Below are 23,503 nucleotides of genomic sequence, written 5' to 3'. Positions count from 1 at the left end.
TCAATTCTGGCGTTTTTTTACTGTTCATATGTAGGCTCATCCCGGTTTTCACGGTATGAGGGCGATGTGTTTTTTCCTTTTTGTTTGACGCCATCTCTGTTACGTTCGCCGTACGGACGATTCTGACCACTGTCGTTTTTTTTTACATGCTTTTCAGCATCACCACGTGATGTGCCGTTTGGATGTTTTTTTTCATCTGGATCAGTTGAGTGATTTTTTTTTTGCTCTTTGTCTTTTTCAAAAGAGCGATCCTTTTCTTCTTTTCCCTTTTTCTCTTTGTTGTCAAGATTAGGGCTTGTTTGGTGAGGCTTTTGAACAGCTCCTTGCTCTTCCCTCTCAACTTCCTTCTGCTCTTTGTCTTCGCCTTCAGGAGCTTCTTTATCCGGCTGCATCTCATCGCTACCGTCTGTCTTTATGTCTTCTTTTTTGTCTTCGTCTTTTTGATCTTCATCAGCATTTTTCGGCTCTTCTTCTTTGACAGCCTCGTCATCTGCTGGATCTTCATCATCTTTTTTAACGTCCTCTTGTTCGTTGTCTTGCATTTCTTGATTTCTAATATAAGTTCCTGTTGAAATGCCTGCTTTTTGTGCCTTTTCTCTTGTTTCCAGGTCACCTTCCACAGTTTCCAGCTTATAATTGCGCTTTTGATATTCCCCCGAGATGGTGCTGATTTTACTTTTTACGTTTGTTTTGTATGTATGATCCTGCTTGTTTTCATAAACAGTTGAAATATAAATGTTTTTAGAGTGGTTCACGTATCCTTTTTTATCACAATCATCGATGATTTCCTGCACGACTTTGGTCATGTCGTTTTTTTCTAAATCTTTCATACTGGCCAGTACTTGCTTCGCATCTTTATTCAGCGGAGTGACACCGATCACTTGATAGTTGTGATCGAGTTTCAGCTCAAAGCTTGGGTTAATGTCAATCGTCATATATGCATATGCTTTTTGACTTGAGAAAGATGGCATCATAGTGAAAATCACGACAATAATTGCTGCAATTGATAGAATTCCTGCATTTAACGGACGTAAACGAAGCAGGTCAAAAAAACCGGCTCTTTTTCTTTCGAGACGTGATTCATTCGGAAACGTCACTTCTTGACCGATTTCATAGTCTTGCTGTTCATACTTTGTCCGCAGAAATTGTCCATCAGGGGTCAGCAGTGTGACATATTTTTTGTTTTTCTCTACTATAATGCCTCTTCTCATGAATTAAGCACCCCTTTAAGGTAATCTTTCAAATACACATAATCACCTGTCATAATGATCGCCATCGCAATAATATATTTTCTATTTCTCTCAATCGTTTTGCGGCTGACTTCCACTAGCTTTTCCAGCTGTTTGACTGGCAATTGTTTTTTCTGAAATAAAATGGTTCTCAGTTCATCGTGCTTAACGAGTGTATGGGCCACTTTAATGGCATTTTGTCTCGCATCCGCATGCTTTGGTGAATGCTCAAGCAGCTCTTGAAACGTAAGACCATATACTTTCAATCGTTCTTTAAAATGTTCAATCTCTTCTCTTCTATGTTCTTGTTCAATTAAACGCCTATATTCATTTGCAGAAAGCTCTGCTTCAATCATGCTTTGTGAGTATTCGCCATTCTCACTTTCTTGAAGGTCCATTTGAACCGTTGGCGCGTTTCTTGCTTCTTTTCGAATATAGTCGATTACTTTTCTTTTAATAATTAACTCCGCAAATGCAAGGAGTGAGTTGCCTTTTTCGGCAGAGTATTTTTCTATCGCTTCATTAAAGGCAATTAAGCCCACGCTAAATTCATCATCTTTTTCATCTATATATCGTTTACAAACGGATGAAACCGTCTTAGCGACAAATGGTTTGTATTGCTCTATTAATGCATTTTGCAGCTCGGTATCACCCTGTTGGATGTTGATTGCCGACTGCTCTAATGTTTGCTTTTTCTTTCCCTTTTTAAACAAAAGGCTAAGCAATGGTTTCACCTCAGTTCTCCCTATATTACTCATTTATGATAGCTAATTTATGAGGGAAGCGCAAAGGAAGAAATGAGGAATTCATTTCCTGTTACTCAATTGTGACATGTATTTCTTTATCTACTTTACAACGTTTCGTTTAAAAGCAAAGAAATAAGGGGGTATCCCCCCCTTTTTTGTAATATACGTGTTATGAAAATGAAATGATATTTCTTTCAAAAAACCTACTCTTCCAGCCGAATCTCTTGTTTTTCCTCGTTTTGCTGGCCGCCTTTTCTTGATGGACTTGATAAAAACCAACCAAATGCTGCAATCGCGAGAAGGACCGTCCAGAAAATGATTTTCCATAATGTTGAATGAATGAAATGAGAGGACACGATCCCAATGGCTGGATGAGAAAGTGTATAGAGCGTCAACTTCACACCAACCCATCCGACAATGACAAATGCTGCTGTTTCTAGGCTTGGTCTCGTTTTAAGCAGTTTCACAAATACAGTCGCCGCAAACCTCATGATCACTAGACCAATGATACCGCCTAATAGAATGACAATAAATTGACCGCCATCAAGTCCACCAATTTGTGGAAGGTTTGTTGCTGGCAGAGTCACAGCTAATGCAACGGCTGCTAAAATAGAATCTACTGCAAATGCAATGTCAGCAAGCTCAACTTTCACGACGGTTGCCCAAAAGCCGCTTTGTTTCATGTTTGTGTCTGCTTCCTTTTTCTTAAATACGTGCGATTTTAAAATATGGTGAATTGAAATATAAAGAAGATAAATTGCGCCAATGGCTTGAACTTGCCACACATCTACTAAAAACGAAATAAGAAAAAGAGAGCCAAATCGCATGACAAATGCTCCCGCAAGTCCGTAAAACAATGCCTTTTTTCTTTGTTTTTCAGGAAGGTGTTTGACCATCACAGCCATAACCAGCGCATTATCAGCTGCTAAAATGCCTTCCAATCCAATCAATACGAGAAGAACCCACCCGTACTCTAAAATAATTGCTGCATCCATCATCATTCCTCCTTATTTTTTATCTATTGTCCCACAACAGACAAAGGCTTATGAATGCAAAAAAGACCTTTGCCTGTAATGGCAAAGGTCTTGCTAGACATGTGATATGTAAATCATGCCAACAAAGCCGATGGAATGAGATTCCATGTAATGACGACTTTGTTTCCGGTGATAACCGGACGCTACTCCCCTTTGGTGGGATTAAGAATATTTAGATTACTTATATCATAATCAACAGACCCCGGATTGTCAACAGGTGACTCTTCATCTTCACCCACTGATTAAGCCGTTGGTGTTTCTGTTTTTCTTTTTCTTCGTTTGAGCCACACGTAGACAACAAACAACAAGAGCACACCAATTCCAATCGGCAATACATATGGTTCTAAAATGGTTCCAACCTCTTGCCAGTTCTCTCCAAGGACAAATCCTAAATACACGTACACAAATGTAATCGGCGTAATCGCCAAAAACGTATACAGACAAAAAACCCACACATTCATCTTCGCAATCCCGCACGGAATGGAAATAAGGGTTCTGACCCCTGGAATAAACCGGCCGCTAAACGCAACAAATCCGCCATGCTTTTCAAAAAAGGCATCCGACTTATCAAGTGACTCAGGTTTAACAAAGAAATACTTCCCATATTTATTTAAAAAGGGTCTCCCTCCATAACGCCCTAACCAGTACAAGGTCAAGGGGCCTGCCACACCGCCAATAGAACCGGCAGCCACAACACCGATGAAGGCCATGTCCCCTTTTGAAACCCAGTAACCTGCAAGAGGCAACACCACTTCAGCAGGAACAAATTCAATGCATAATGCAAGAAAGATGCCGAAGTACGACAAATTCTTAAAGGCATCAGCTAATGAAATAATAAAATCTTCGATGTTTATCAATCCCTTTCACACATAATCAGTTTGACAGGCTATGCTTGCAAATCGTACCGTGCCACCTATTAAACGAATAAAACACCAAAAACGATTCACTTTTCTTCGTTTTTTTACATTAAATTTGATTTTACTATAAAAAATGTTCAAAAAAAATGCTGAATGCCCTTTTTAAGTAAAGGAAAAGTGAACACAGGCGCCACTTGATCCGATATATTAAGTATATGTCTGTTTTTAGATACAGGAGGTTTTCTTACATGACACATTTAACAGGAAGCTACAACGGATGGCTTGTCTTTCTGTCAGCCGCTGTCGCCTCCTACTCAGCTCTTCAATTAGCCAGCCGGGTGATCCAGTCGAGCGGCGCAAAGAAAAGAGTATGGTTGATCATTGGTGCGATGATCATGGGGATGGGAATATGGTCAATGCATTTTATTGGCATGATGGCGTTTCATCTACGCTCTGGTATCACATATGAAACACCCTTACTCATTTTATCGATTTTGGCCTCTTTTATCGGTTCTTTCATTGCTTTTTCAATATGTATTCAGCAGCAACTTTCCACAAGGCGACTTTTGATTAGTTCGATCACGATGGGCTCAGCTATTTGCAGCATGCACTATCTCGGATTGGAATCAATGGCGAATGTCACCATCAGCTATGACCCTGTTCTCTTTTTTCTTTCGTTTTTTATTGGTGCGCTCGCTTCATTCTTTTCATTACACCTTTTTTTCCGGCTCCATCGCTCTGAGAAAAGGCGGGAGGATCAGCTGTTAAAAATAGCGGGTGCACTGATGATGGGCGGTGCTATTGCGGGCATGCATTACACTGGCATGGCGTCTTCGACGATGTTTTTTCATTCAGATGGTCAGGTCGCTACGGGTGGTTCTCTTGAAATGTCACCATTTAGCCTGTCCATTTTGATCGGCCTGATGACGCTTATCGTCCAATCACTCATGATTTTCGGCGCCTATATTGATCAACGGATTATGTCACAATCAGATCAGCTAAAAGAAAATGAACAGCGGTTCCAATCACTGATCAAACATAATATAGATGGTATTATCGTGTTATCCGTTGATCGTAAAGTGATATCTGCGAATGACCCAGGCAAACACATTTTGAAAATGTGCAATTCCTGGATTGGTGATGATGTGAATCAATACGTCATGCCGACTGAGATGTGGGAAGACTTTATTTATCAATCAAAAAAAGCAATTACGCGCGAAGCAGAACTGAAAGCAGCAGATCGTTTTTATTATTATCATGTTACATACATACCCGTACACGTCAACCATACACTTGACAGCATTTATCTCGTTTTAAAAGATTTAACCCAGCAGAAGATTGCTGAAAAAGAAATTCATGTGATGGCACATTATGATGCATTAACTGAACTTCCGAACCGTCGTCACGGCATTAATCATTTAAATGATGTATTATCCGCTCAAGAAGAGACAAAAACGTCAACGGCAGTTCTTTTTCTTGATTTAAATCGGTTTAAAATTATTAATGATGCCCTTGGTCATAACATAGGCGATCTGCTGTTGAAAGCCGCCGCAAACAGACTAACCAAATGTTTGCCTGACAATGGCTTTATTGCAAGAATTGGCGGGGATGAATTTTTAATGATCTTTCCTCACATGGAGCATAACACACATAAAATTGAACAGCTTTTGAAAAACATCATTCGCCAATTTGAACGTCCTTTTTTCATTCAAAACCATCAGCTCATTACATCCATTAGTATTGGAATCGCCATCTCTCCGCAAAACGGTAAGAATGGTATGGAATTGATGAGAAAAGCAGATATGGCCATGTATTTATCAAAGAAACATAAACAAAGCCGCTATGAATTCTTTACTGAATCTATGGAGAGATTGAGTGAGGACAGACTCAATCGCGAACTGGAGCTACGAGATGCCATTCAAAGAAAGCAGTTTGTGCTTCATTATCAGCCGCAAATCAGCGCCAAAACAAGACAGATGACAGGTGTTGAAGCCCTTTTAAGAATGAAAGCACCAGACGGTTCTCTAAAATCACCAGAGGCTTTCATTGAACTTGCTGAAGAATCGGGCCTGATTATCGATATTGGAAGGTGGGTCATTGACACGGCATGTAAGCAGGCAAAATTGTGGTATGACAAGCAATTGAAAATCCCTGTAGCGGTCAATTTATCTGCTAAGCAGTTTAACTCTGAAGACTTAATTGATTTGATCAAACTAACGCTAAAAAAATACGACCTTCAACCATCACTTCTTGAGCTTGAAGTGACAGAAAGCATGACAATGGACAACATCAAGCAGTCAAAACAAGTACTGACATCTCTAAAACAACTTGGCGTCCGTATTAGTATTGATGATTTTGGTACAGGCCACAGCTCTTTAAGCTATTTGAAGGATTTGCCGATTCACCGTCTGAAAATTGATAAATCATTTATCGAGGATATTTTGAGCGATTCAAAGTCTGAGCAAATCACAGGGGCTATTATTGCAATGGGGCACCAGCTATCTCTAGAAGTCATTGCTGAAGGTGTTGAAACTTTTGCACAAGCGCAACTTTTATCTGCGCAGGGCTGTGACGATCTACAAGGCTTTTATTATGCCAAGCCACTTCCAGCTAGTGACATTGAAAAATTTATCGCCTATCCTGCTCATCAGCTGGATACATAAAAAAGGTGCCAACCATGGCACCTTTTCGTTTTATCTAAATAACAAATGCTGACTGTGAATACCTGCTTTTTTCAGCAGACTAATTAATTGCTCCTGTTCTTCACGCGAAAGACCAGAAAACGCCCGCGCAATTCGAAGAGAATGGATTGGATAAATTTTATCCAAATAACTGCGCCCTTTATCTGTTAAATGGGCATAAACTGACCGCTTATCCTTTGGGTCCTGTTCTCTTTCAATGAAACCATTTCGCTCTAACTTGTCAATTACGTACGTAACATTCCCGCTGACAAGCAGGAGTCTTGAGCCGATTTGCTGAAGTTTTTGAGCACCTCTCGTATACAGTAATTCGAGAACGGCAAATTCAGTTGGATTGAATCCATGCTCCTTGCTGTCTCTAATACTGTGTTCGGAAACGCTTTTAAATGCCCTTGCAAAAACTTTGTAAAGCGTCATTGAACGTTCTACTTCTTCTTCATTAAACGATAGTCTCATCACATATCTACCTCTTATAATATTTTTTTAACTTCAAGGCTTTCTTGCGGTGCAGTTGGAGCCTTTCGTAAAAAATAGAAGTACGTTTTTGAAAACCCTTTCAACCACATAAGTGACTCCATTCGTGTTATGTATAAGATTTCGATATAAACTTTTAAAATCCTTCTTATTTTTCACAATCATCTCGAAAAAAAGCTTTTCCAGCAAACCATCATGTTACGACAAATTTTAACATAATCTGTAAAGGCTCTATATTTTCTTACATTTGATTCGTCAAATTTCTACAAAATCCAATATTGCTATAATATTAAACACACAAAAAAAGAACCCTTCATGTGACAACGCACATGATAAGGGATGTTAAAGATAGCGATCTGTTTTGTTGAAAAAGAAATGATACTCTTTTTTTAAGTCACTAATTGTCATGTTCTTGGTCATATCAGGGCTATACACCCCAAGTGAGCAAAGCTGCTTCGTATAATAATGTCTTTCTTTCGCTAAAGCTTCTTTTAATATACGCCGCATGACTTCTCCCCTCCTATCAATGGATATGGATCGGGTGCTTATGAGGACTTTTTATACAAATCATTTTGTACGGCTCTAAGAAGAGCATGTGCATTCTGACCCGCAGCCTGCATGAACTGCTCCAGCAGTTCATCCCTCTTCACATCTAATGCGATGATTTCTTTTGCCATACGGATGATCTGTGTTTTCTCCATCAAGTGCGCCTCCTCCTTATTTTTTCTTTTTATTATCATATGTTCACGTGATATGATTTGCACTTTATATGTTAATTTTCCTTCCATTGTTTTTCGTTTTTTTCATTTTTGTGTTATATTATCTAACAAACGTTAGGTTTTTTTACTGACTGTTCGATATAATATGAAGAAAAGACTTGCAGGGGTGAGGATATGACGCAGGAAGATGTATCTTATAAAGATAAAAAAGTCATTTCAATCGGGATTGTCAGTGAATTAACAGGGCTTTCCGTCAGGCAAATCCGATATTATGAGGAACGTAAACTCATCTACCCCCAGCGCTCAACAAGAGGCACACGGAAATATTCTTTTTCTGATGTAGAACGTTTAATGGATATCGCCAATAAACGGGAAGATGGTGTGCAGACAGCGGAAATTTTAAAAGACATGAAGAAAAAAGAACAGGCATTAAAAAGCGGACAATATAAGAAAAAAATGCTGGAAGGACAGATCAACGCGCACTTCCGGTACAAGAATCGATGAACTAAATAACAATTGCTTACTCGGCAAAATAGACTTAGCATCTGATCGTCCTGAATATGAATCGATGAAAGCACGAACTGACCCAAAGACCGATTCTTGCTGAAGAGTCTATTTCAGGTAGCGAAAGGAAATGCGTTACAGCTCATCTTGAATCATTGAAGCAACAAAACGAGGCAGCAATTGCAGCCTCGTTATTAGCTAAAACAACCATTCAACTATTTATCACCTAAGATACTTGATCTTTAACGATTTAGTTTTTCAAATTTGTTCAGGAATCGAAACAGTTCGTTCATTGAGCACATTCCCCGTGTTTAGCGTCGTTTTGGGCTCTATTAAGAGCAAGTGAACTTCTTCTTCAGCAATTGGCTGATGTTCAACTCCTTTTGGAATCACAAGAAATTCCCCTTCATGAAGCGTTATTTCCCTATCCCTAAAACGGATGACTAGATTGCCTTTCCACACAAAGAACATTTCATCCTCATCATCATGGTGATGCCAAATGAATTCACCCTTCATTTTCACCATTTTCATGTATGAGTCGTTCAACTCTCCACCTATTCTAGGATTCCAATAATCATTTATTTGCGAAAATTTTTCTTCGATATTTACCTTTGTAATCAATCGATTCCCCTCCTTATTAAATGGAAACGTCTGTTTTAATTGCCACAGCTAAAAAATTCTCATTTTCTCTTCTCGATCAGATAAAAGGGACGCAATGAGCATCAACCTCTTCTATCATTTAGTTTACATACTTCTTTGGATCACGTAAAATCAAAAAATAGCATATAGATCATCACAATTTGTGATGCAAAAAAGGAGAGTTAGTTTGGATATTAAATCTTTGGAAGTATTTAAAGCCGTTGCCATTGAACAAAGCATCACAAAAGCTGCTCAAAAATTAAATTATGTGCAGTCCAATGTCACCGCAAGAATCCAACGTCTTGAACAAGAGTTAGGTGTACCTCTTCTCTATCGATATCATAAGAAAATATCTTTAACGCCTGCAGGACGTGAACTGCTGCCCTATGTAAATAAATTACTATACGATTACGAAGAAGCGATAGAAGCAGTAAAGCTTTCCTCTACTCCGCGGGGATCTTTACACATTGGATCTATAGAGTCCACCGCATCTACAAGATTGCCCAGCATTTTCACAGAATATCACAAAAAATTTCCACAAGTAGAATTGAGCTTGTATATGGCACCTACAGTCGACCAAGTTAGCGCTATCCTCAACTACAAAGTAGACAGCGCGTTAGTAGATGGGCCAATTCTTCATCCAGAAATCATCGAGTATCCTGTATTGGAAGAATCCCTCGTTCTCATTACAAGCTACTCCACGGAGCAATTCCAGGTAGAATCTATTTTACATGAGCCGTTGCTCTCGTCATTCGCCCATTGTATTTATTTAGGACGATGGCAAAAGTGGCTAGAGAACAACGGCTATCCTCCTATGAAGGTCATGGAATATGGTACGTTAGAGGGCGTCCTTAAATGTGTTGAAAGCGGGCTGGGAGTGACTATATTACCAAAATCTATGGTTGAATCTCGGGGGGAAGGCAAATTCACCTGTCATCCATTACCGGAACCACATCGAATCGTGCCCACTGTGTTGATCAGGCGACGTGATTCGTACATGACCAGTGCTCTGTCACAATTTATGGAGTTAATAGGCATTACGAATATGTGATCTGAGACAGATCATTGTTTTCATTAATAAGATCATGTGTGTTAAAAAAAGAGGATAGATAGAGCGACATTCTTTCAGCTCTTCTATCCTTTTACATTATCTCAACTTATGCCTGATTTATCATAAAGCATATGAACGATACTTTTTATTTAGATGAAGCGTCAGTTCCTTCAACAACCCCTACAAAGTCAATTCGTACGCCGCCTTTTTCAGGATCTTCTTTCACCCGAAAGGCAAGCGCCTTTTTTTCTCCAGTGTTTACATCTTTATAATTTGCATGAAAGACATGGATGCTGGCTTCTTCCAATTGAAAATCTTCATAAGAAAGCGTCTCAATTCCCCATTCCTTTTTCGATTTAAGAATGTCACTTGGGCTTGGGACTGCGCCTTCGACATAGACATTGTCCATTTTTCGTTTATTTCCTTCAGTTATCGCTTCTAACATATGCTCTGATGCCACAAGTCTTCTGTCTTTCCCCTCGTCTTCTCTTGAACATGCACTTAGCAAAACAATGCACATGAAAATGAATAAAAACTTCTTCATTTTTTTCTCCCACCTTCTCCTTAAAATGTAAAGGATGGAAGCGCTATATGCAATCTTTATTCAAAAAAGACTGTAAAACGTTACATTTTACAGTCTTTTGACTACATCAGTGTATGAAGAAATGCTGTTGCAATTCCAAAATAGATGAGTAAGGATAAAATATCATTCAATGTTGTGATCAGCGGTCCAGATGCAATGGCTGGGTCGACGTTTAATCTGTGTAAAATAATCGGCACGACCGTACCTGCCATTGTCCCAATAATCAGTGTTGCAAGAAGCGAGGAACCAACAACAAAACCTAAAATCATATTGCCCTGCCATACCATGGCAACGACCGTAATAATGATTGAACAAACAATCCCAATATAAATACTTGTTCTCAGCTCTCTGAAAATCAAGCGCATAATGGTTTTTTTCGTTAATTCTTCTTTTGACAATCCTCTAATGACAACCGCTAGAGACTGTGTCCCTGTATTCCCTGTCATACCTGCAATCATCGGCATGAAGAATGCTAAAGCAACGACTTGCTGCAAGGTATCTTCAAAATAATTCAAGATACTGCCTGAAATCAGCCCAATGAATAGAAGCAAAATGAGCCATGGAAGACGGCGGTATGCCGCCACAAATGCCGGTGTGTCGAACGTGATATCTTTACCAGAGGCAGCAAACTTTTCATAGTCTTCTCCTGCCTCTTGAATCACAACATCAATGATATCATCGACTGTCACAATTCCGACTAAGACATTGTTCTCTTCTACAACAGGGATGGCAAGGAAATCATATCGCTCAATGAGCTTTGCGATTTCTTCCTGGTCTTGAAAGGCACCAACGGCAATGACTCTTGTAAACATAAGATCCTGCACTTTTTCATCCGGTTCACCTAAAATAAGATCCCTGTATGAGAGTACCCCTACAAGCTGTTTTTGATCATTTATGACATATAAGTAGTTGATCGATTCTGCAATTTCAGCAAAGCTTTTCAGCTTCACCACGGCATCCTGAACCGTATAATGCTGCGGAATCCAAACGTACCGATTGGTCATGATCCGGCCTGCTGTCTCAGCAGGGTAATTCATGAGAAGCTGGACGGCCTTGGATTCCTCTGCTTCCATGTTAGATAAAAGCTGATCCTTCAGCTCATCCTCCATCTCATCAAACAAGTTGGCTAGATCATCGTTATCCATTTTGTTTGTGACGAAGGTGGCTTTGTCTTTCCCTACTTTTTCAAGAACAATCTCTTGATATTCCCGCTCCAGTTCACCCATCATTTCCGTCACGTCATCGACTGTTAAAAAGCTGAGAAAGCGGCCGCGGTGTTTTTCTGGAAGCTCCTTGAATAAGTAGGCCATATCATAAGGCTGAAGTTCTTCCATAATGTTTTTAAATTCTTTACGTTTCCCATCTCTTAGTAAAATAATGATGCGTAAAATGAGTTCATCGTACGTAATGTTCTGTATCATCGCTGTTACCTCCCCAAAATCAGGAGATACCCGAATCCCTTAGATTGTGCGGGGGGTCAGGATCTCCGCTATCTGATGCGTCAATCTGATCTTTTGACATACTCTCTATGTGTCTCGAATCGGGATGATCCATCCCCACACCTCCTTTTCTCATAAAAAAGCACCTTCAACCGAATGAAGGCGCTTTGTAAGCATGACAAATAAACACTTGCTCCTTCAATCGTAGAGCTTTAGCACTGTATGGCATAGGATTCATCCAGCTGCATTAAAAATCACCTTATGTCGATGATTCCTGTTGACCCATTGGCGTCTTTGGACATTTTTGGGCAGCAGCGTATCTCCATACAGGAGCCTCACCTAACGAAGTCTCATATTGTTGACACACTGAGATTACAGAAAAAGCGCAATGATGTCAATAAGCAAGATGCCAAGTTTCCTGATGTATTCGCTTTTTTTTCAAAAAAAGAGCGATAGACAAGTTGACCATCGCCCTTTCATGTCTTTTATTCCTCTTCTGGCTGATTCATATCCTCTTGGGAGAGGAGATGAAAGGAATCATGCAAAAACAAAGCATATCCTTCTCCATCAGGGTGGGGAACATATTCCGCACGATCCATCGTCTGTTCTTCTTCTTTTTTCTTCATCATATTCTCTCGCCTCCTTTCCAGTAGTTTGTCCCAATGAAAAAACCTTACACATAAAAGTGTAAGGTTCAGCGTGTGCGTGCTAGTGCTCACGAATGTCAAATTCGCCCCCGCACCAGTACTCGTCCTTCCTAGGGCTGCAAAGGTTTTCTATCACGCTCAAAGGTTCATTTATACCTTAATCGTCCCATTCTTGCTTGAGGATTTTGCCTGTTTTAGCGGAAATCTCAAAATCAACTTCTTCGCCGCTTGGTGTCGTAATTTCAATTTCATACAAGTACACACCATTTTCTTTATCTAATTCTGAATCTGTGACTGTTCCTTTTACTTTTGCAAGGGCAATTTGTTCAGCCTGTTTTTTGGTGATTTTTACATTTTGTTTCTTTTCTTTGACTGGATCATTGAGCGCTTTGCCTGTTTTGGCATCGACATATACTTTATATTCAAAGCCGCCTTTTTTAATCTCGACCTCATATACCCATTTTCCTTTTTTACGCTCAAGATCTACATCATCTACATAGCCTTTCACAACTTTTAATGCTGCTTTTTCAGCCTGTTTCTTTGAGACAAATGAAGATTTCTTTTGCACCACTTGTTCGGCATTTGCCGTTTGATTGGTATTTTGCGCTTGAAGGGTGAAACCACCTGCGACAAGGGCTCCTGTGAATGCTGTAGCGACTAGTACTTTTTTTATCATATTTCATTCCTCCTCTGTTTATTTCTCCTTTATCTTAAAAAAACAAGATGATAAAGAAAGGAAAGGAAGATGAGAAAATCATGAGAAAATGATTAGTTTTCGTACGTAATGCCTTCAATATCTCCTGTATAGGCATTCACTAATACCTCTGCCTCTCTTCCATCCGGCAAATCGAGCTCTACCTCAAACACGAGCATTCCGCTAAAAGTTTCAAGATCTGCATCATCCACTGTGCCGCCCACTTCTTTTACGGCAATCTGAATGGCTTCTTCTACCGTTATTTTTGTCAGCTTCTTTTCTTTAGAGGTTGGCTTTTTCTTTTCTGCTTCAATCACCTTGAACGTGTCTTTCTCAACATCCACTTGATACAGTTCTTTTTTTGATTGAATCGTAAAGATAAAGCGATCCGATTTTTCTTTCTTTTGAATCACGGTACCCTTCACTTTTTTCACTGCCACTTCTTCTGCTTGGAGTTCGGCATTTTTCTCATTTGGTTTTTGATAGCTCTTTAACTGTTTCATCTCTTTCATTTGACCGCTTGAGGAAGATGCAATGATTTGATAGATGCCATTTGAATTTTCAAGCGTCAATGTATAGTCCTGTTTATGATTGATCAGATCAATATTTGTGATGTTTCCATTGTAGTCTTTTGCGATGATTTTTTTAATGTCTGCTTCGCTTAATATTTTTTTGTCAATGGTTTGAATCATGAGCATTGCAAAAGCCACAAGAATGAAAAGACATCCTGCGAGCGTAAGCAGCATTTTCATTTTTCTAGACATGCAGCGCCTCCTTCCTATTTCCTATTTTATAAGGAGGAAATGAGAAATTGATGAGAAAAGACCTACTTATTTCTGAAAAAGAATGGTCATCACGGTTCCTTCACCGATACGGCTGTCTACCTTTAGCTCAGCCCCATGCTCTTCAGCAATTTGCTTCGCAATTGACAGGCCAAGTCCAGTCCCGCCCGTCTCACTGTTTCTCGCTTCATCCACACGGAAAAAGCGGTCAAAGATTTTCGGCAGATCCGCTTCTTTTATGCCAATTCCTTTGTCAACAACCGAAATAAACGGTTTCTCTCCTGCTCGTCCGCAGTTCACATCAACTGGCTCTGCACTATATTTAACCGCATTATCAATCAAGATGGTCAAAAGCTGTTTGATCTTCTCTTCGTCTCCTTCAGCAATCACAGGCTGATCTGTTTGTACATGAGTAAGGATGGTTCGATTGGTTGCCACTTCAAGTGTATGACCAACTTGGCTGCACAAATGACCAAGATCAACCGGCTTCATGTCCAAGTAAAGCGGCTGCCCATTTTTCGCCAGTGTGAGTAGTTGATCTGTCAGCCTTTTCATTTTTTTTGCCTCATCATGAATGGCTTGAGAGGATTCTTCTACGACCTCTGGCCGGCTTTGCCCCCAGCGTTTTAGTAAATTGCTGTAGCTCATGATGACGGTAATGGGTGTTTTCAATTCATGAGAAGCATCGTGTAAAAATTGCTGCTCTTTCTCATAATGTTTCTCGAGAATTTCGGCCATTTCATTAAAGGTTTGACCCATTTGATACAGTTCATCCTTTGAATCGCCTGTTAATTCAATTCGTTTAAATGCCTTTTCTCTCATACTTGCTTTCATCGTATTGGTCATTCGACTAATTGGGCGTACAATTTGTTTCGTTAAAATGTGGCCTGCAAAATAAGAAAGCACAATAAACAAAACGCCAGTAGCGATTAAAATCATTTTTAATAACGCCAAGTTCTCTTCTGTATTTTCAATTTCTTCATATACTTGCAGCGACACAATGTCCCCATTTGTCCAAATGACAGGGATAGCCGCGAACGCAATCATATGCTTATTGTATTCTTGAATTTCTGCTGTCTGACCAGATTCGTATGTAAAAGGAAGTGAGCTAAACGTAGATTCCTTCGTGACGGTCAGCTTTGATTCACCTTTCTCTGTGACGACACGGATCATACCATTTTGAGGCAGATACGCTTTCAGAAGCTCTGAAGATGGAAGGCCCTCTTCTTCTGACTTCTTTAGTGCAATAGCAATATTTTCAGCTACTTCCGACAGTCTGGACATATCTTTTTGCGTCAAGGTCATCGAAAAAATAAAATAAATCGCTGTATGAAACAGCAGCACCATTAAAAACAAGGACAACGATGTATAAAGCTGGATCTTATTTTTTAATCTCATGCTTTATCCTTTCATCACATAACCCACACCTCTCACTGTGTGAATCAATTGTTTTTCAAACGGGTAATCGATTTTTTTTCTTAAATAGCGAATATAGACATCAACCACATTCGTGTCACCAAAATAATCAAAACCCCAAACAGCTGTTAAAAGCTGATCTCTTGTGAGCACTTGCTGCTGATGTTTCAATAAATGAACAAGCAAGTCATATTCTCTCGGTGTCAGCTCAAGCGTCTGATCGCCTCTTTGAATTTCTCTTGTTTTCTCATTCACCGTTAAATCTGCAATACTTAGCTCAATTTCCTTTTCCTCTTGCGCATTGTGATTGAACCTCAGCTGTGCACGAATTCGCGCTAATAATTCTTCTATATCAAAGGGTTTTGTAATATAATCGTTTGCCCCAAGATCAAGACCGCTGACCTTATCGGGAACACTTCCTCTTGCGGTAATCAAAATGATCGGTGTTGCCGTATTTGTCTTTCGAACCCTTCTAAGCACTTCAAGTCCGCTTAATTCTGGAAGCATGACATCTAGAAGCACTAAATCAAAACTCTCCTCCTCGAGTGCCTGGAGTCCTTTCATCCCTGTATCTTGGACTGTGACCTCATATCCTTCATATTCAAGTTCTAATGACAGCACTCTTGCAATTTTCTTTTCATCTTCTACCACGAGTATCTTCCCTTTGTTCATCTCTATCTCTCCTATCTGAAAGGCAAGCTTGTCTTTCCATTATTATATGTTGCCTTTCTCCATTGGAACAGTCACAATCTTCATATCTTATTTTTCATGAATAAGGAATTGTTATGTAATATGGTTGATTTTTATTTTCAGCTGATCCTTGCACATTACAGAAATCAACAAAAAAAGCCTCTTTTCTGAGGCTGGTCCCTTACTTCTTTTTAGGTTGACTGACAAAAAGCTCATCTACAGTCGTATTCAAAACAGAGGCGATGTCAAAGGCTAATTGTAAAGTAGGGTCATACTTATCGTTTTCAATGGCATTGATGGTTTGTCTCGAGACCTTACACCGTTTAGCAAGTTCTTCTTGGGATAATTTAATGGATTTCCTTAGTTCTCTTATATGATTTTGCAATTTAATCACCATATTTTTTTCTGTATATGAGTAATGTAACTAAATATATGACCGAAATCACAGTTAGGAACATGATGGGAGAAATCCCAAACCCCTTATCAGAATTGTTCCCTTGGGTCGTTAAAAATATGGACTCTGCGACTTCTAATAAAAGCATACCAATGACCACCATAAATGCATACGATTGAGCTTTTGAGTAGATAAATCTCTTTCTTTCATCACCCTTTTGAATCATAGGCGCGATAAAAATGAACAGTCCGACCACTAATAAGATGACTGAATACACAACTTTGACAACATCCAACGGTTAGTCCCCTCCCAATCAAAATGTCAAATACTTTTTACATTTCAATCATATCATCCGCTTAAAAAATGTCAAATACTTTTTACATTTTATATTCCTTCGATCATTATAATGAAAAAACAATTATCTGCACATGCCATGTACCATTTTCTTTTCTGTCATCCTCTATCTCTTTATATGATTGTTTTTCCGATCTGCCTTTTTTAGTTCTTTTCACCCATTTTCATCTGTACAGGTGCAAGCTCACTATGCAACATTTCATTCTTTTTCATATGATACTAAGAGTTTTCCTCAAAAGGTGACTTCTTTCGGCAAGATATGAGGAGAACTGCACAATAAATAATTATTTGATTATTTGAAAAATTATTACAATTGACCCTTTCCGATCAAACATTTGTTTTATACAATAACATTACGCAACCTGAATCTACTTTGAAAACAAAATAAGGAGGGCTTTCTTATGAAAGGTGAAATTCGCTTAATTCCGTATGAAGTAAAAGCCAATGTGATGGAAGCGAAAGAGACGCCGGAAAGTATTCAGGAGATTAAAGCACCCGAACTTTGGTCAAGTGGCTTCAAAGGAAAAGGCATAACCATTGCTGTCCTTGATACAGGTTGCGACACGGAGCATCCCGATTTAAAAGATCAGATTATCGGAGGAAAAAACTTTACCGATGATGACAATGGCGATGCTGAGAATGTAAAAGACTACAACGGGCATGGTACCCATGTCTCAGGAACGATTGCAGCAACGGATCAAAATGGCGGCATTTTAGGTGTTGCGCCTGAAGCCAAGCTGTTGATCGTGAAAGTTCTTGGAGGGAAAAATGGCAGCGGGAAATACGAATGGATTATCAATGGCATTAACTATGCGGTTGAACAGAAAGTTGATATCATTTCCATGTCTCTCGGTGGGCCAAGCAATGAACCAGAACTGCAAAAGGCCATCCAACATGCGGTAAGCAGCGGTGTGCTTGTTGTCTGCGCAGCAGGAAATGAAGGTGACGGAGACGAGCGTACTGAAGAGTTCTCCTACCCAGCTGCATACAACGAGGTCATTGCCGTCGGCTCTGTCTCTCTTGCAAGAGAATCCTCTGAATTCTCCAATGCGAATAAAGAAATCGACCTCGTCGCTCCAGGTGAAGACATTTTATCCACTCTCCCTAACCATAAATACGGAAGACTAACAGGCACTTCCATGGCTGCCCCTCATGTGAGCGGTGCACTCGCCATTATTAAAAATGCCGAAGAAGAAGCGTTCCAGCGTAAGCTGACAGAACCTGAGGTATATGCTCAGCTCGTACGAAGAACCCTTCCGCTAAAACAATCGAAAACCCTTGTAGGAAACGGGTTTTTATATTTAACTGCACCAGATGTGCTTCTTGAGAAAACATTGGAAGCAGAACTTTTGTCTCTATAGGTACATGTTAGGTCCTGAGAAAAGATAGAATTTTCTCAGGATTTTTTTAATTAAAATTATTCAAAATTTACTTTGACGAAATGAAGTGAACGTTATATAATCGAACACAATAAATTCATAGTTTGAGAGTCGGTAATTCGATCACACGTCGAATTTTAATTGGGAAGACCGGTGAAAATCCGGCGCGGTCCCGCCACTGTAAGTGAGGAGAGCTTTTCGTTAATCATCCACTGTCGTGAAGATGGGAAGGATGAAAAGCTTGCAGATTCACTAGCCAGGATACCAGCCGCTCTATCACATCAAACCCCCTACGGTTGATAGGAGATGTCGGAAAAGCGTTCGTCATTGATACTTACGCCTTCTTTCGCACACACATTTTGTCTTTTTAAACCAGACATTTGCCCTCATCAATCTTGACCATGAGTGTGAGTGTCTTTTTATATTTAGAGGAGGAATTGGAATTGACAATTGTTAAAACAAGTAATCTAGGTTTTCCGCGAATTGGTTTAAACAGAGAATGGAAAAAAGCACTTGAGTCTTATTGGAAAGGTCAAACTGACCGAGAAACCCTCTTAAGCACACTCGATGAACAATTTTTAGCCGCTATTAAAACTCAAATTGATCAACAAATTGACGTTGTTCCTTCTGGGGACTTCACCTTCTACGATCACGTGCTGGATACTGCCGTTATGTTCAATTGGATTCCAGAGCGCTTCCGCAGCTTGAAAGACCCGCTAGATACATACTTTGCGATGGCAAGAGGAACAAAAGATGCTGTCTCAAGTGAAATGACAAAATGGTTTAATACAAACTATCACTACATCGTTCCAGAATACGAAAAAAGCACAGAATTCAAACTCACACATAACAAACCGCTTGAAGCATACGAAAAGGTGAAAAAAGCGTTTGGTGTTGAAACAAAACCTGTCGTTCTTGGTCTTTATACATTTGTTTCTCTTTCTAAAGGCTATGAAGCCAATGAAGTGAAAGAGATTCAGCAACGCCTAGTGCCGCTTTATACTCAGTTGTTAAAAGAGCTTGAAGAAGCCGGTGTAAAATGGGTTCAAATTGATGAGCCTGCTTTAGTCACAGCTTCAAGTGAAGACGTGAAAGCAGTAAAAGCCATCTATCAAACGATTAAAGAAGCTGTACCTGCCTTAAACGTTCTCCTTCAAACATACTTTGACTCAGTAGATGCCTATGAAGAGCTTGTGACGTATCCTGTTGAAGCCATCGGTCTTGATTTTGTCCATGATCAAGGACGAAACCTTGAACAATTGAAAAAACACGGCTTCCCAAAAGATAAAATTTTAGCAGCCGGTATCATCGACGGCAGAAATATTTGGAGATCAGATCTAAGAGAAAGATTATCGTTTATTTCTGAAGTGATTGCTGACGTGCAGCCGAAAGAAGTATGGCTGCAGCCTTCAAGCAGCCTGCTACATGTACCAGTTGCAAAACATCCGAGCGAACAGCTTGAAGAAAAACTATTAAACGGACTTTCTTATGCCACTGAAAAGCTGGCTGAATTAACGCTATTAAAAGAAGGCTTATCAAAAGGAGCGGCTGCCATTGATGCAGACATCCATGCAGCAAATGAAGCACTTCTGACGTTAAAAGAATTCGCGAAAGGAACGAATGCGGACCTGACAGCAGAGCGCAACAATCTTTCATCAAAAGATTTTAAACGTTCAGTTGCTTTTGAAGAACGACTACGCATTCAAAATGAATCTCTTGAACTGCCGCTTCTTCCAACCACAACAATCGGAAGCTTCCCTCAGTCAGCTGAGGTGCGCAGTGCTCGTCAAAAATGGCGCAAAAATGAGTGGACAGATGCAGAGTATGATGAATTTATTAAAAAAGAAACAAAAAGATGGATTGATATTCAAGAAGAGATTGGCCTAGATGTACTCGTTCATGGAGAATTTGAACGTACAGACATGGTTGAATACTTCGGTGAAAAACTCGCTGGATTTGCCTTTACAAAATTCGCTTGGGTTCAATCTTATGGGTCACGCTGCGTGAAGCCGCCGATCATTTATGGAGATGTAGAATTTACAGAGCCAATGACAGTGAAAGAAACGGTTTACGCTCAAAGCTTAACGGAGAAAAAAGTCAAAGGAATGCTGACAGGGCCTGTCACGATCTTAAACTGGTCTTTCCCAAGAACAGATATCTCTCGTAAAGACATTGCCTTCCAAATCGCTTTTGCTTTACGTAAAGAGGTAGAAGCGTTAGAAGCAGCGGGTATTCAAGTGATTCAAGTGGATGAACCTGCGCTAAGAGAAGGTCTTCCTTTAAAAGAGAGTGATTGGGCAGCATACTTAAACTGGGCAGCAGAGTCATTCCGTCTATCGACATCGTCTGTTCAAAATGAAACGCAAATTCATACACATATGTGCTACAGCAACTTCGAGGATATTGTTGATACGATTGAAGACCTTGATGCAGACGTGATTACGATTGAGCATTCACGCAGTCATGGCGGGTTCCTCGATTATTTAGAAAAACACCCGTATTTGAAAGGCCTTGGACTTGGGGTATATGACATTCACAGCCCGCGCGTTCCATCTGTTGAAGAAATGAGTAAAATCATTGATGATGCACTGAACGTATGTCCGACAGATCGCTTCTGGGTCAACCCTGACTGTGGACTGAAAACAAGACAAGAACCTGAAACCATTGCTGCTTTGAAAAACATGGTGACAGCTGCTGAAGTCGCTCGTAAAAAGCTAGCGCAGCACGCATAATGGACTCACTCTTCCCCTGCTGAACATTTGGCAGGGGTTTTTTATCCGTAAATTGTCCTGTTCGATCTCCTCCTACAATGATTCCTTTTCTATCATGATTCGTTTATACTAGAGAAGTCAGTCGAACAAAGGGAGGAAGACAATGAATCACGAAGCTTTTTTACAACGCGCAATTGATCTTGCAGTAGAAGGAGTAAATAGTGGCACTGGCGGCCCTTTTGGAGCGGTCATTGTCAAAGACGGTCAGATTATTGCAGAGGGAAGCAACAATGTCACAACAAGTAATGATCCAACTGCACATGCAGAAGTGACAGCTATTCGAAAGGCGTGCCAAACACTACATACATACCAATTAGAAGACTGTATTTTGTATACAAGCTGTGAGCCTTGTCCAATGTGTCTTGGTGCTATCTATTGGGCTAGACCAAAGGCCGTATATTTTGCCGCTGGACACAAGGATGCAGCGACTTCTGGTTTTGATGACTCCTTTATTTATGAAGAAATCAATAAAGAATACGAATCAAGAAACATTCCATTTTACCAGCTGACCCTTCAAAAAACCCTCGCTCCATTTGAAGCATGGGACACATACGACAAAAAGAAAGAATATTAAAAAAAGACACCTGCTCCACAGCAGATGTCAGTAGATTCTTGAGAAAGGGCTAAATTTTAGCCCTTTTTTCTTTTCATGATTCCGCCACTTCAAGCTCTACTTCGATGTTTCCTCTTGTTGCTTTTGAATATGGACAGAATTCATGTGCAGCCTCAACAAGCTCTTTCGCTTTGTCATGATCAAGCCCTTTAGCGGAAACAATCAGCTTCACGCCAAGTTTAAAACCGCCATCACTTTCATCTTTTAATAGACTGACATGTCCTTCTACTTCTGATTCAATTTCGACACCTTGCTTCTTGGCGACTTGTTCAAGCGCCCCTCCGAAGCAGGCCGCATAACCCGCTGCAAATAATTGTTCAGGATTCGTACCAGTTTCTCCATCTTTCTTTGCGTTTGGCATCACAATGTTGTGGTCAAGCACACCATCATCAGAACGAACATGTCCTGCTCTTCCGTGCTGTGCTTTTACTTTTGCAGTAAATAATGGTTTCATCTTGATCTCCTCCTTCTTCTACTTATACCTTTCACGTTCTATTCGTTGCTCAAACATTTATGGCACATTGAAGAATTTTTCATTTTTAGTCTGTAGTTATTTTAAAAAGGAAGAAAATCTTATACAATGATAAGTATGACAAAAAATAGTTGGTGACAGATATGACAAATGAATTTGAACATATGAAGCTGGAAAATCAGCTTTGTTTCTTGTTATATGCAAGTTCAAGAGAAATGACGAAGCAATATAAACCATTATTAGAAGAGTTAAATATCACATACCCGCAATATTTGGCACTGCTTTTGTTATGGGAGCATGGGACATTAAATGTGAAAACAATGGGAGAGCTTTTATATTTAGACTCCGGTACACTCACACCTATGCTAAAACGAATGGAACAAAATGGACTCATCATCCGTGAACGTTCGAAAGAGGATGAGCGTTCGGTCCAAATTCGTTTAACAGAATACGGAGAAGCTTTACAAGAGAAGGCCACTTCGATTCCATTTCAAATGCTGTCTGGAACAGGCAGATCAGAAGAAGAGCTGAAAACACTTCGCGCTTCTTTACATGAGCTTCTGCAAAAATTAACACAATCAAAAGGCTGAGGGAATATTCCCTCAGCCTTTTTTTTGATGTCTATTATTGAGCGACAGCTACTAATTCTACTTCAATGTTTCCTTGCGTTGCTTTTGAGTATGGGCAAACGCCGTGTGCTTTATGAACAAGTTCATCAAGTGCAGATTGCTCAATTCCAGTTCCTTTTACTTCTAATTTGACACCTAGTTTGAAACCGCCGTCTGAACTGTCTTTGATTAAGCTTACATGTGCCGTTACTTCACTTTCAAAACGGATACGCTCTTGTCTTGCGACCATTTGAAGAGCTGAATCAAAACATGCAGAATAGCCCGCTGCGAATAATTGCTCTGGATTCGTTGCTTTCTCAAGCTTTTTCGCTCTTGGCGTTCCTGGCATTGCTACATCATGCTCTAGTACACCATCTGTTGAAACAACCTTACCTTCTCTTCCTCCTACAGCTGATACCGTTGCAGTAAATAAAACTTCTGACATGAATATAACCCTCTTTCGCTCTATTAATATTTTCTACAATTGAATTGTACACAATCTAAATTCAAGAGTCAATGAAAAACACTCACTTTCATCTTTCCTCCATTTTTTATTTTTATGAATGTGCAACCTACGATGATTGAAGCGGTCAATAAAAAAAGCCCTTTAAAAAGGGCTCAGATTGTAGAGAAACTCATGTTTTTCTACAATCTTTTTTATTTTCATCGTAATGATGATGGATGAGATTGAATGAAAAAGGCCTCCCAC

At 39.8% G+C, this 23,503-nt stretch carries 26 protein-coding genes and 3 riboswitches; of the genes, 7 read left to right on the top strand and 19 right to left on the bottom strand.

Features of this window, described 5'->3' with window-relative positions; genetic code table 11:
* Positions 1-17: 17 nt before the first annotated feature.
* The 4 genes from M2369_RS16900 to M2369_RS16885 all read right to left on the bottom strand — a co-directional run bounded on the left by M2369_RS16900 (position 18) and on the right by M2369_RS16885 (position 3,866).
* Positions 18-1,211 (bottom strand): anti-sigma factor domain-containing protein, encoded by a 1,194-nt coding sequence (locus M2369_RS16900; RefSeq protein ID WP_041507399.1) that lies wholly within the window; start codon positions 1,209-1,211, stop codon positions 18-20.
* Positions 1,208-1,963 (bottom strand): RNA polymerase sigma factor SigI, encoded by a 756-nt coding sequence (sigI, locus tag M2369_RS16895; RefSeq protein WP_008346139.1) that lies wholly within the window; start codon positions 1,961-1,963, stop codon positions 1,208-1,210. The genes M2369_RS16900 and sigI overlap by 4 nt, the downstream gene beginning before the upstream one ends.
* A 215-nt stretch (positions 1,964-2,178) precedes the next feature.
* Entirely contained in the window at positions 2,179-2,970 is a 792-nt protein-coding gene (locus M2369_RS16890) for a TerC family protein (protein ID WP_039169162.1), read from the bottom strand.
* A 32-nt stretch (positions 2,971-3,002) separates the two neighbouring features.
* Positions 3,003-3,173: riboswitch (yybP-ykoY riboswitch) on the bottom strand.
* Between the two features lie 78 nt (positions 3,174-3,251).
* Positions 3,252-3,866: a DedA family protein gene (locus tag M2369_RS16885; protein ID WP_039169164.1), complete on the bottom strand. Its 615-nt coding sequence runs from the start codon at positions 3,864-3,866 to the stop codon at positions 3,252-3,254.
* Positions 3,867-4,114: 248 nt separating this feature from the next.
* Between M2369_RS16885 and M2369_RS16880 the strand changes: the two genes are divergently transcribed.
* Positions 4,115-6,529 carry an EAL domain-containing protein gene (locus tag M2369_RS16880; RefSeq protein WP_259255127.1) on the top strand — a complete coding sequence of 805 codons (2,415 nt, stop codon included), beginning with the start codon at positions 4,115-4,117 and terminating at the stop codon, positions 6,527-6,529.
* A gap of 30 nt (positions 6,530-6,559) precedes the next feature.
* Here M2369_RS16880 and M2369_RS16875 read toward each other — a convergent pair whose 3' ends face one another.
* From M2369_RS16875 to M2369_RS16865, 3 genes are all read right to left on the bottom strand, one after another.
* Entirely contained in the window at positions 6,560-7,024 is a 465-nt protein-coding gene (locus M2369_RS16875) for a MarR family winged helix-turn-helix transcriptional regulator (protein WP_088004396.1), read from the bottom strand.
* A gap of 357 nt (positions 7,025-7,381) precedes the next feature.
* The gene (locus M2369_RS16870) at positions 7,382-7,546 is read right to left on the bottom strand and encodes a hypothetical protein (RefSeq protein ID WP_008346148.1); all 165 of its coding nucleotides are present in this window, start codon (positions 7,544-7,546) and stop codon (positions 7,382-7,384) included.
* Between the two features lie 38 nt (positions 7,547-7,584).
* Complete coding sequence (locus tag M2369_RS16865; RefSeq protein ID WP_008346151.1) at positions 7,585-7,740, bottom strand: hypothetical protein; 156 nt, start codon at positions 7,738-7,740, stop codon at positions 7,585-7,587.
* 192 nt (positions 7,741-7,932) lie between these two features.
* On the opposite strand from M2369_RS16865, the gene M2369_RS16860 reads away from it, so the two are divergent.
* Positions 7,933-8,262 (top strand): MerR family transcriptional regulator, encoded by a 330-nt coding sequence (locus tag M2369_RS16860; protein WP_007498778.1) that lies wholly within the window; start codon positions 7,933-7,935, stop codon positions 8,260-8,262.
* A 258-nt stretch (positions 8,263-8,520) separates the two neighbouring features.
* Here the strand turns inward: M2369_RS16860 and M2369_RS16855 are convergent, their stop codons facing one another.
* Positions 8,521-8,883 carry a cupin domain-containing protein gene (locus tag M2369_RS16855; protein ID WP_084231747.1) on the bottom strand — a complete coding sequence of 121 codons (363 nt, stop codon included), beginning with the start codon at positions 8,881-8,883 and terminating at the stop codon, positions 8,521-8,523.
* Positions 8,884-9,088: 205 nt separating this feature from the next.
* On the opposite strand from M2369_RS16855, the gene M2369_RS16850 reads away from it, so the two are divergent.
* Positions 9,089-9,952: a LysR family transcriptional regulator gene (locus tag M2369_RS16850; RefSeq protein WP_039170301.1), complete on the top strand. Its 864-nt coding sequence runs from the start codon at positions 9,089-9,091 to the stop codon at positions 9,950-9,952.
* A gap of 145 nt (positions 9,953-10,097) precedes the next feature.
* Here the strand turns inward: M2369_RS16850 and M2369_RS16845 are convergent, their stop codons facing one another.
* The 9 genes from M2369_RS16845 to M2369_RS16805 all read right to left on the bottom strand — a co-directional run bounded on the left by M2369_RS16845 (position 10,098) and on the right by M2369_RS16805 (position 16,892).
* On the bottom strand, positions 10,098-10,496 hold the full coding sequence (locus tag M2369_RS16845) for a lipoprotein (protein ID WP_039170299.1): 399 nt from the start codon (positions 10,494-10,496) through the stop codon (positions 10,098-10,100).
* 101 nt (positions 10,497-10,597) lie between these two features.
* Positions 10,598-11,956, bottom strand: coding sequence for a magnesium transporter (gene mgtE, locus M2369_RS16840; protein WP_007498785.1), 1,359 nt, complete (start codon positions 11,954-11,956; stop codon positions 10,598-10,600).
* A gap of 208 nt (positions 11,957-12,164) precedes the next feature.
* A riboswitch (M-box (ykoK) riboswitch) is annotated at positions 12,165-12,328 on the bottom strand.
* 131 nt (positions 12,329-12,459) lie between these two features.
* Complete coding sequence (locus tag M2369_RS16835; protein ID WP_008346168.1) at positions 12,460-12,603, bottom strand: hypothetical protein; 144 nt, start codon at positions 12,601-12,603, stop codon at positions 12,460-12,462.
* Between the two features lie 175 nt (positions 12,604-12,778).
* Positions 12,779-13,297, bottom strand: a complete 519-nt coding sequence (locus M2369_RS16830) for a PepSY domain-containing protein (protein WP_008346169.1) — start codon at positions 13,295-13,297, stop codon at positions 12,779-12,781.
* A 92-nt stretch (positions 13,298-13,389) separates the two neighbouring features.
* A complete protein-coding gene (locus M2369_RS16825; RefSeq protein WP_045034952.1) occupies positions 13,390-14,079 on the bottom strand; it encodes a PepSY domain-containing protein in 690 nt (229 codons plus the stop codon).
* A 66-nt stretch (positions 14,080-14,145) separates the two neighbouring features.
* A complete protein-coding gene (locus tag M2369_RS16820) occupies positions 14,146-15,495 on the bottom strand; it encodes a sensor histidine kinase (protein ID WP_259255117.1) in 1,350 nt (449 codons plus the stop codon).
* 3 nt (positions 15,496-15,498) lie between these two features.
* Complete coding sequence (locus tag M2369_RS16815) at positions 15,499-16,185, bottom strand: response regulator transcription factor (protein WP_019743445.1); 687 nt, start codon at positions 16,183-16,185, stop codon at positions 15,499-15,501.
* Positions 16,186-16,384: 199 nt separating this feature from the next.
* A complete protein-coding gene (locus tag M2369_RS16810; protein WP_008346178.1) occupies positions 16,385-16,588 on the bottom strand; it encodes a helix-turn-helix transcriptional regulator in 204 nt (67 codons plus the stop codon).
* Between the two features lies 1 nt (position 16,589).
* Positions 16,590-16,892, bottom strand: coding sequence for a hypothetical protein (locus M2369_RS16805; protein WP_041092341.1), 303 nt, complete (start codon positions 16,890-16,892; stop codon positions 16,590-16,592).
* 460 nt (positions 16,893-17,352) lie between these two features.
* On the opposite strand from M2369_RS16805, the gene M2369_RS16800 reads away from it, so the two are divergent.
* The 3 genes from M2369_RS16800 (at position 17,353) to guaD (ending at position 21,675) form a co-directional block, all read left to right on the top strand.
* Positions 17,353-18,312 carry a S8 family peptidase gene (locus tag M2369_RS16800; protein WP_007498796.1) on the top strand — a complete coding sequence of 320 codons (960 nt, stop codon included), beginning with the start codon at positions 17,353-17,355 and terminating at the stop codon, positions 18,310-18,312.
* A gap of 112 nt (positions 18,313-18,424) precedes the next feature.
* Positions 18,425-18,617, top strand: a riboswitch (cobalamin riboswitch).
* 156 nt (positions 18,618-18,773) lie between these two features.
* Positions 18,774-21,062, top strand: a complete 2,289-nt coding sequence (gene metE, locus M2369_RS16795) for a 5-methyltetrahydropteroyltriglutamate--homocysteine S-methyltransferase (RefSeq protein WP_041507402.1) — start codon at positions 18,774-18,776, stop codon at positions 21,060-21,062.
* A 142-nt stretch (positions 21,063-21,204) separates the two neighbouring features.
* On the top strand, positions 21,205-21,675 hold the full coding sequence (guaD, locus tag M2369_RS16790) for a guanine deaminase (RefSeq protein ID WP_008346184.1): 471 nt from the start codon (positions 21,205-21,207) through the stop codon (positions 21,673-21,675).
* A gap of 73 nt (positions 21,676-21,748) precedes the next feature.
* Here the strand turns inward: guaD and ohrB are convergent, their stop codons facing one another.
* Positions 21,749-22,168, bottom strand: coding sequence for an organic hydroperoxide resistance protein OhrB (gene ohrB, locus M2369_RS16785; protein WP_008346186.1), 420 nt, complete (start codon positions 22,166-22,168; stop codon positions 21,749-21,751).
* A gap of 161 nt (positions 22,169-22,329) precedes the next feature.
* Between ohrB and M2369_RS16780 the strand changes: the two genes are divergently transcribed.
* Positions 22,330-22,776 carry a MarR family winged helix-turn-helix transcriptional regulator gene (locus tag M2369_RS16780; protein WP_008346188.1) on the top strand — a complete coding sequence of 149 codons (447 nt, stop codon included), beginning with the start codon at positions 22,330-22,332 and terminating at the stop codon, positions 22,774-22,776.
* Between the two features lie 34 nt (positions 22,777-22,810).
* Here the strand turns inward: M2369_RS16780 and M2369_RS16775 are convergent, their stop codons facing one another.
* On the bottom strand, positions 22,811-23,239 hold the full coding sequence (locus tag M2369_RS16775; RefSeq protein ID WP_007498801.1) for an organic hydroperoxide resistance protein: 429 nt from the start codon (positions 23,237-23,239) through the stop codon (positions 22,811-22,813).
* Positions 23,240-23,503 lie beyond the last annotated feature (264 nt).

This window comes from Bacillus sp. JUb11 (assembly GCF_024807925.1).
GTDB lineage: Bacteria > Bacillota > Bacilli > Bacillales > Bacillaceae > Bacillus > Bacillus altitudinis.
This window is presented reverse-complemented; position numbering and strand designations above follow the sequence as displayed.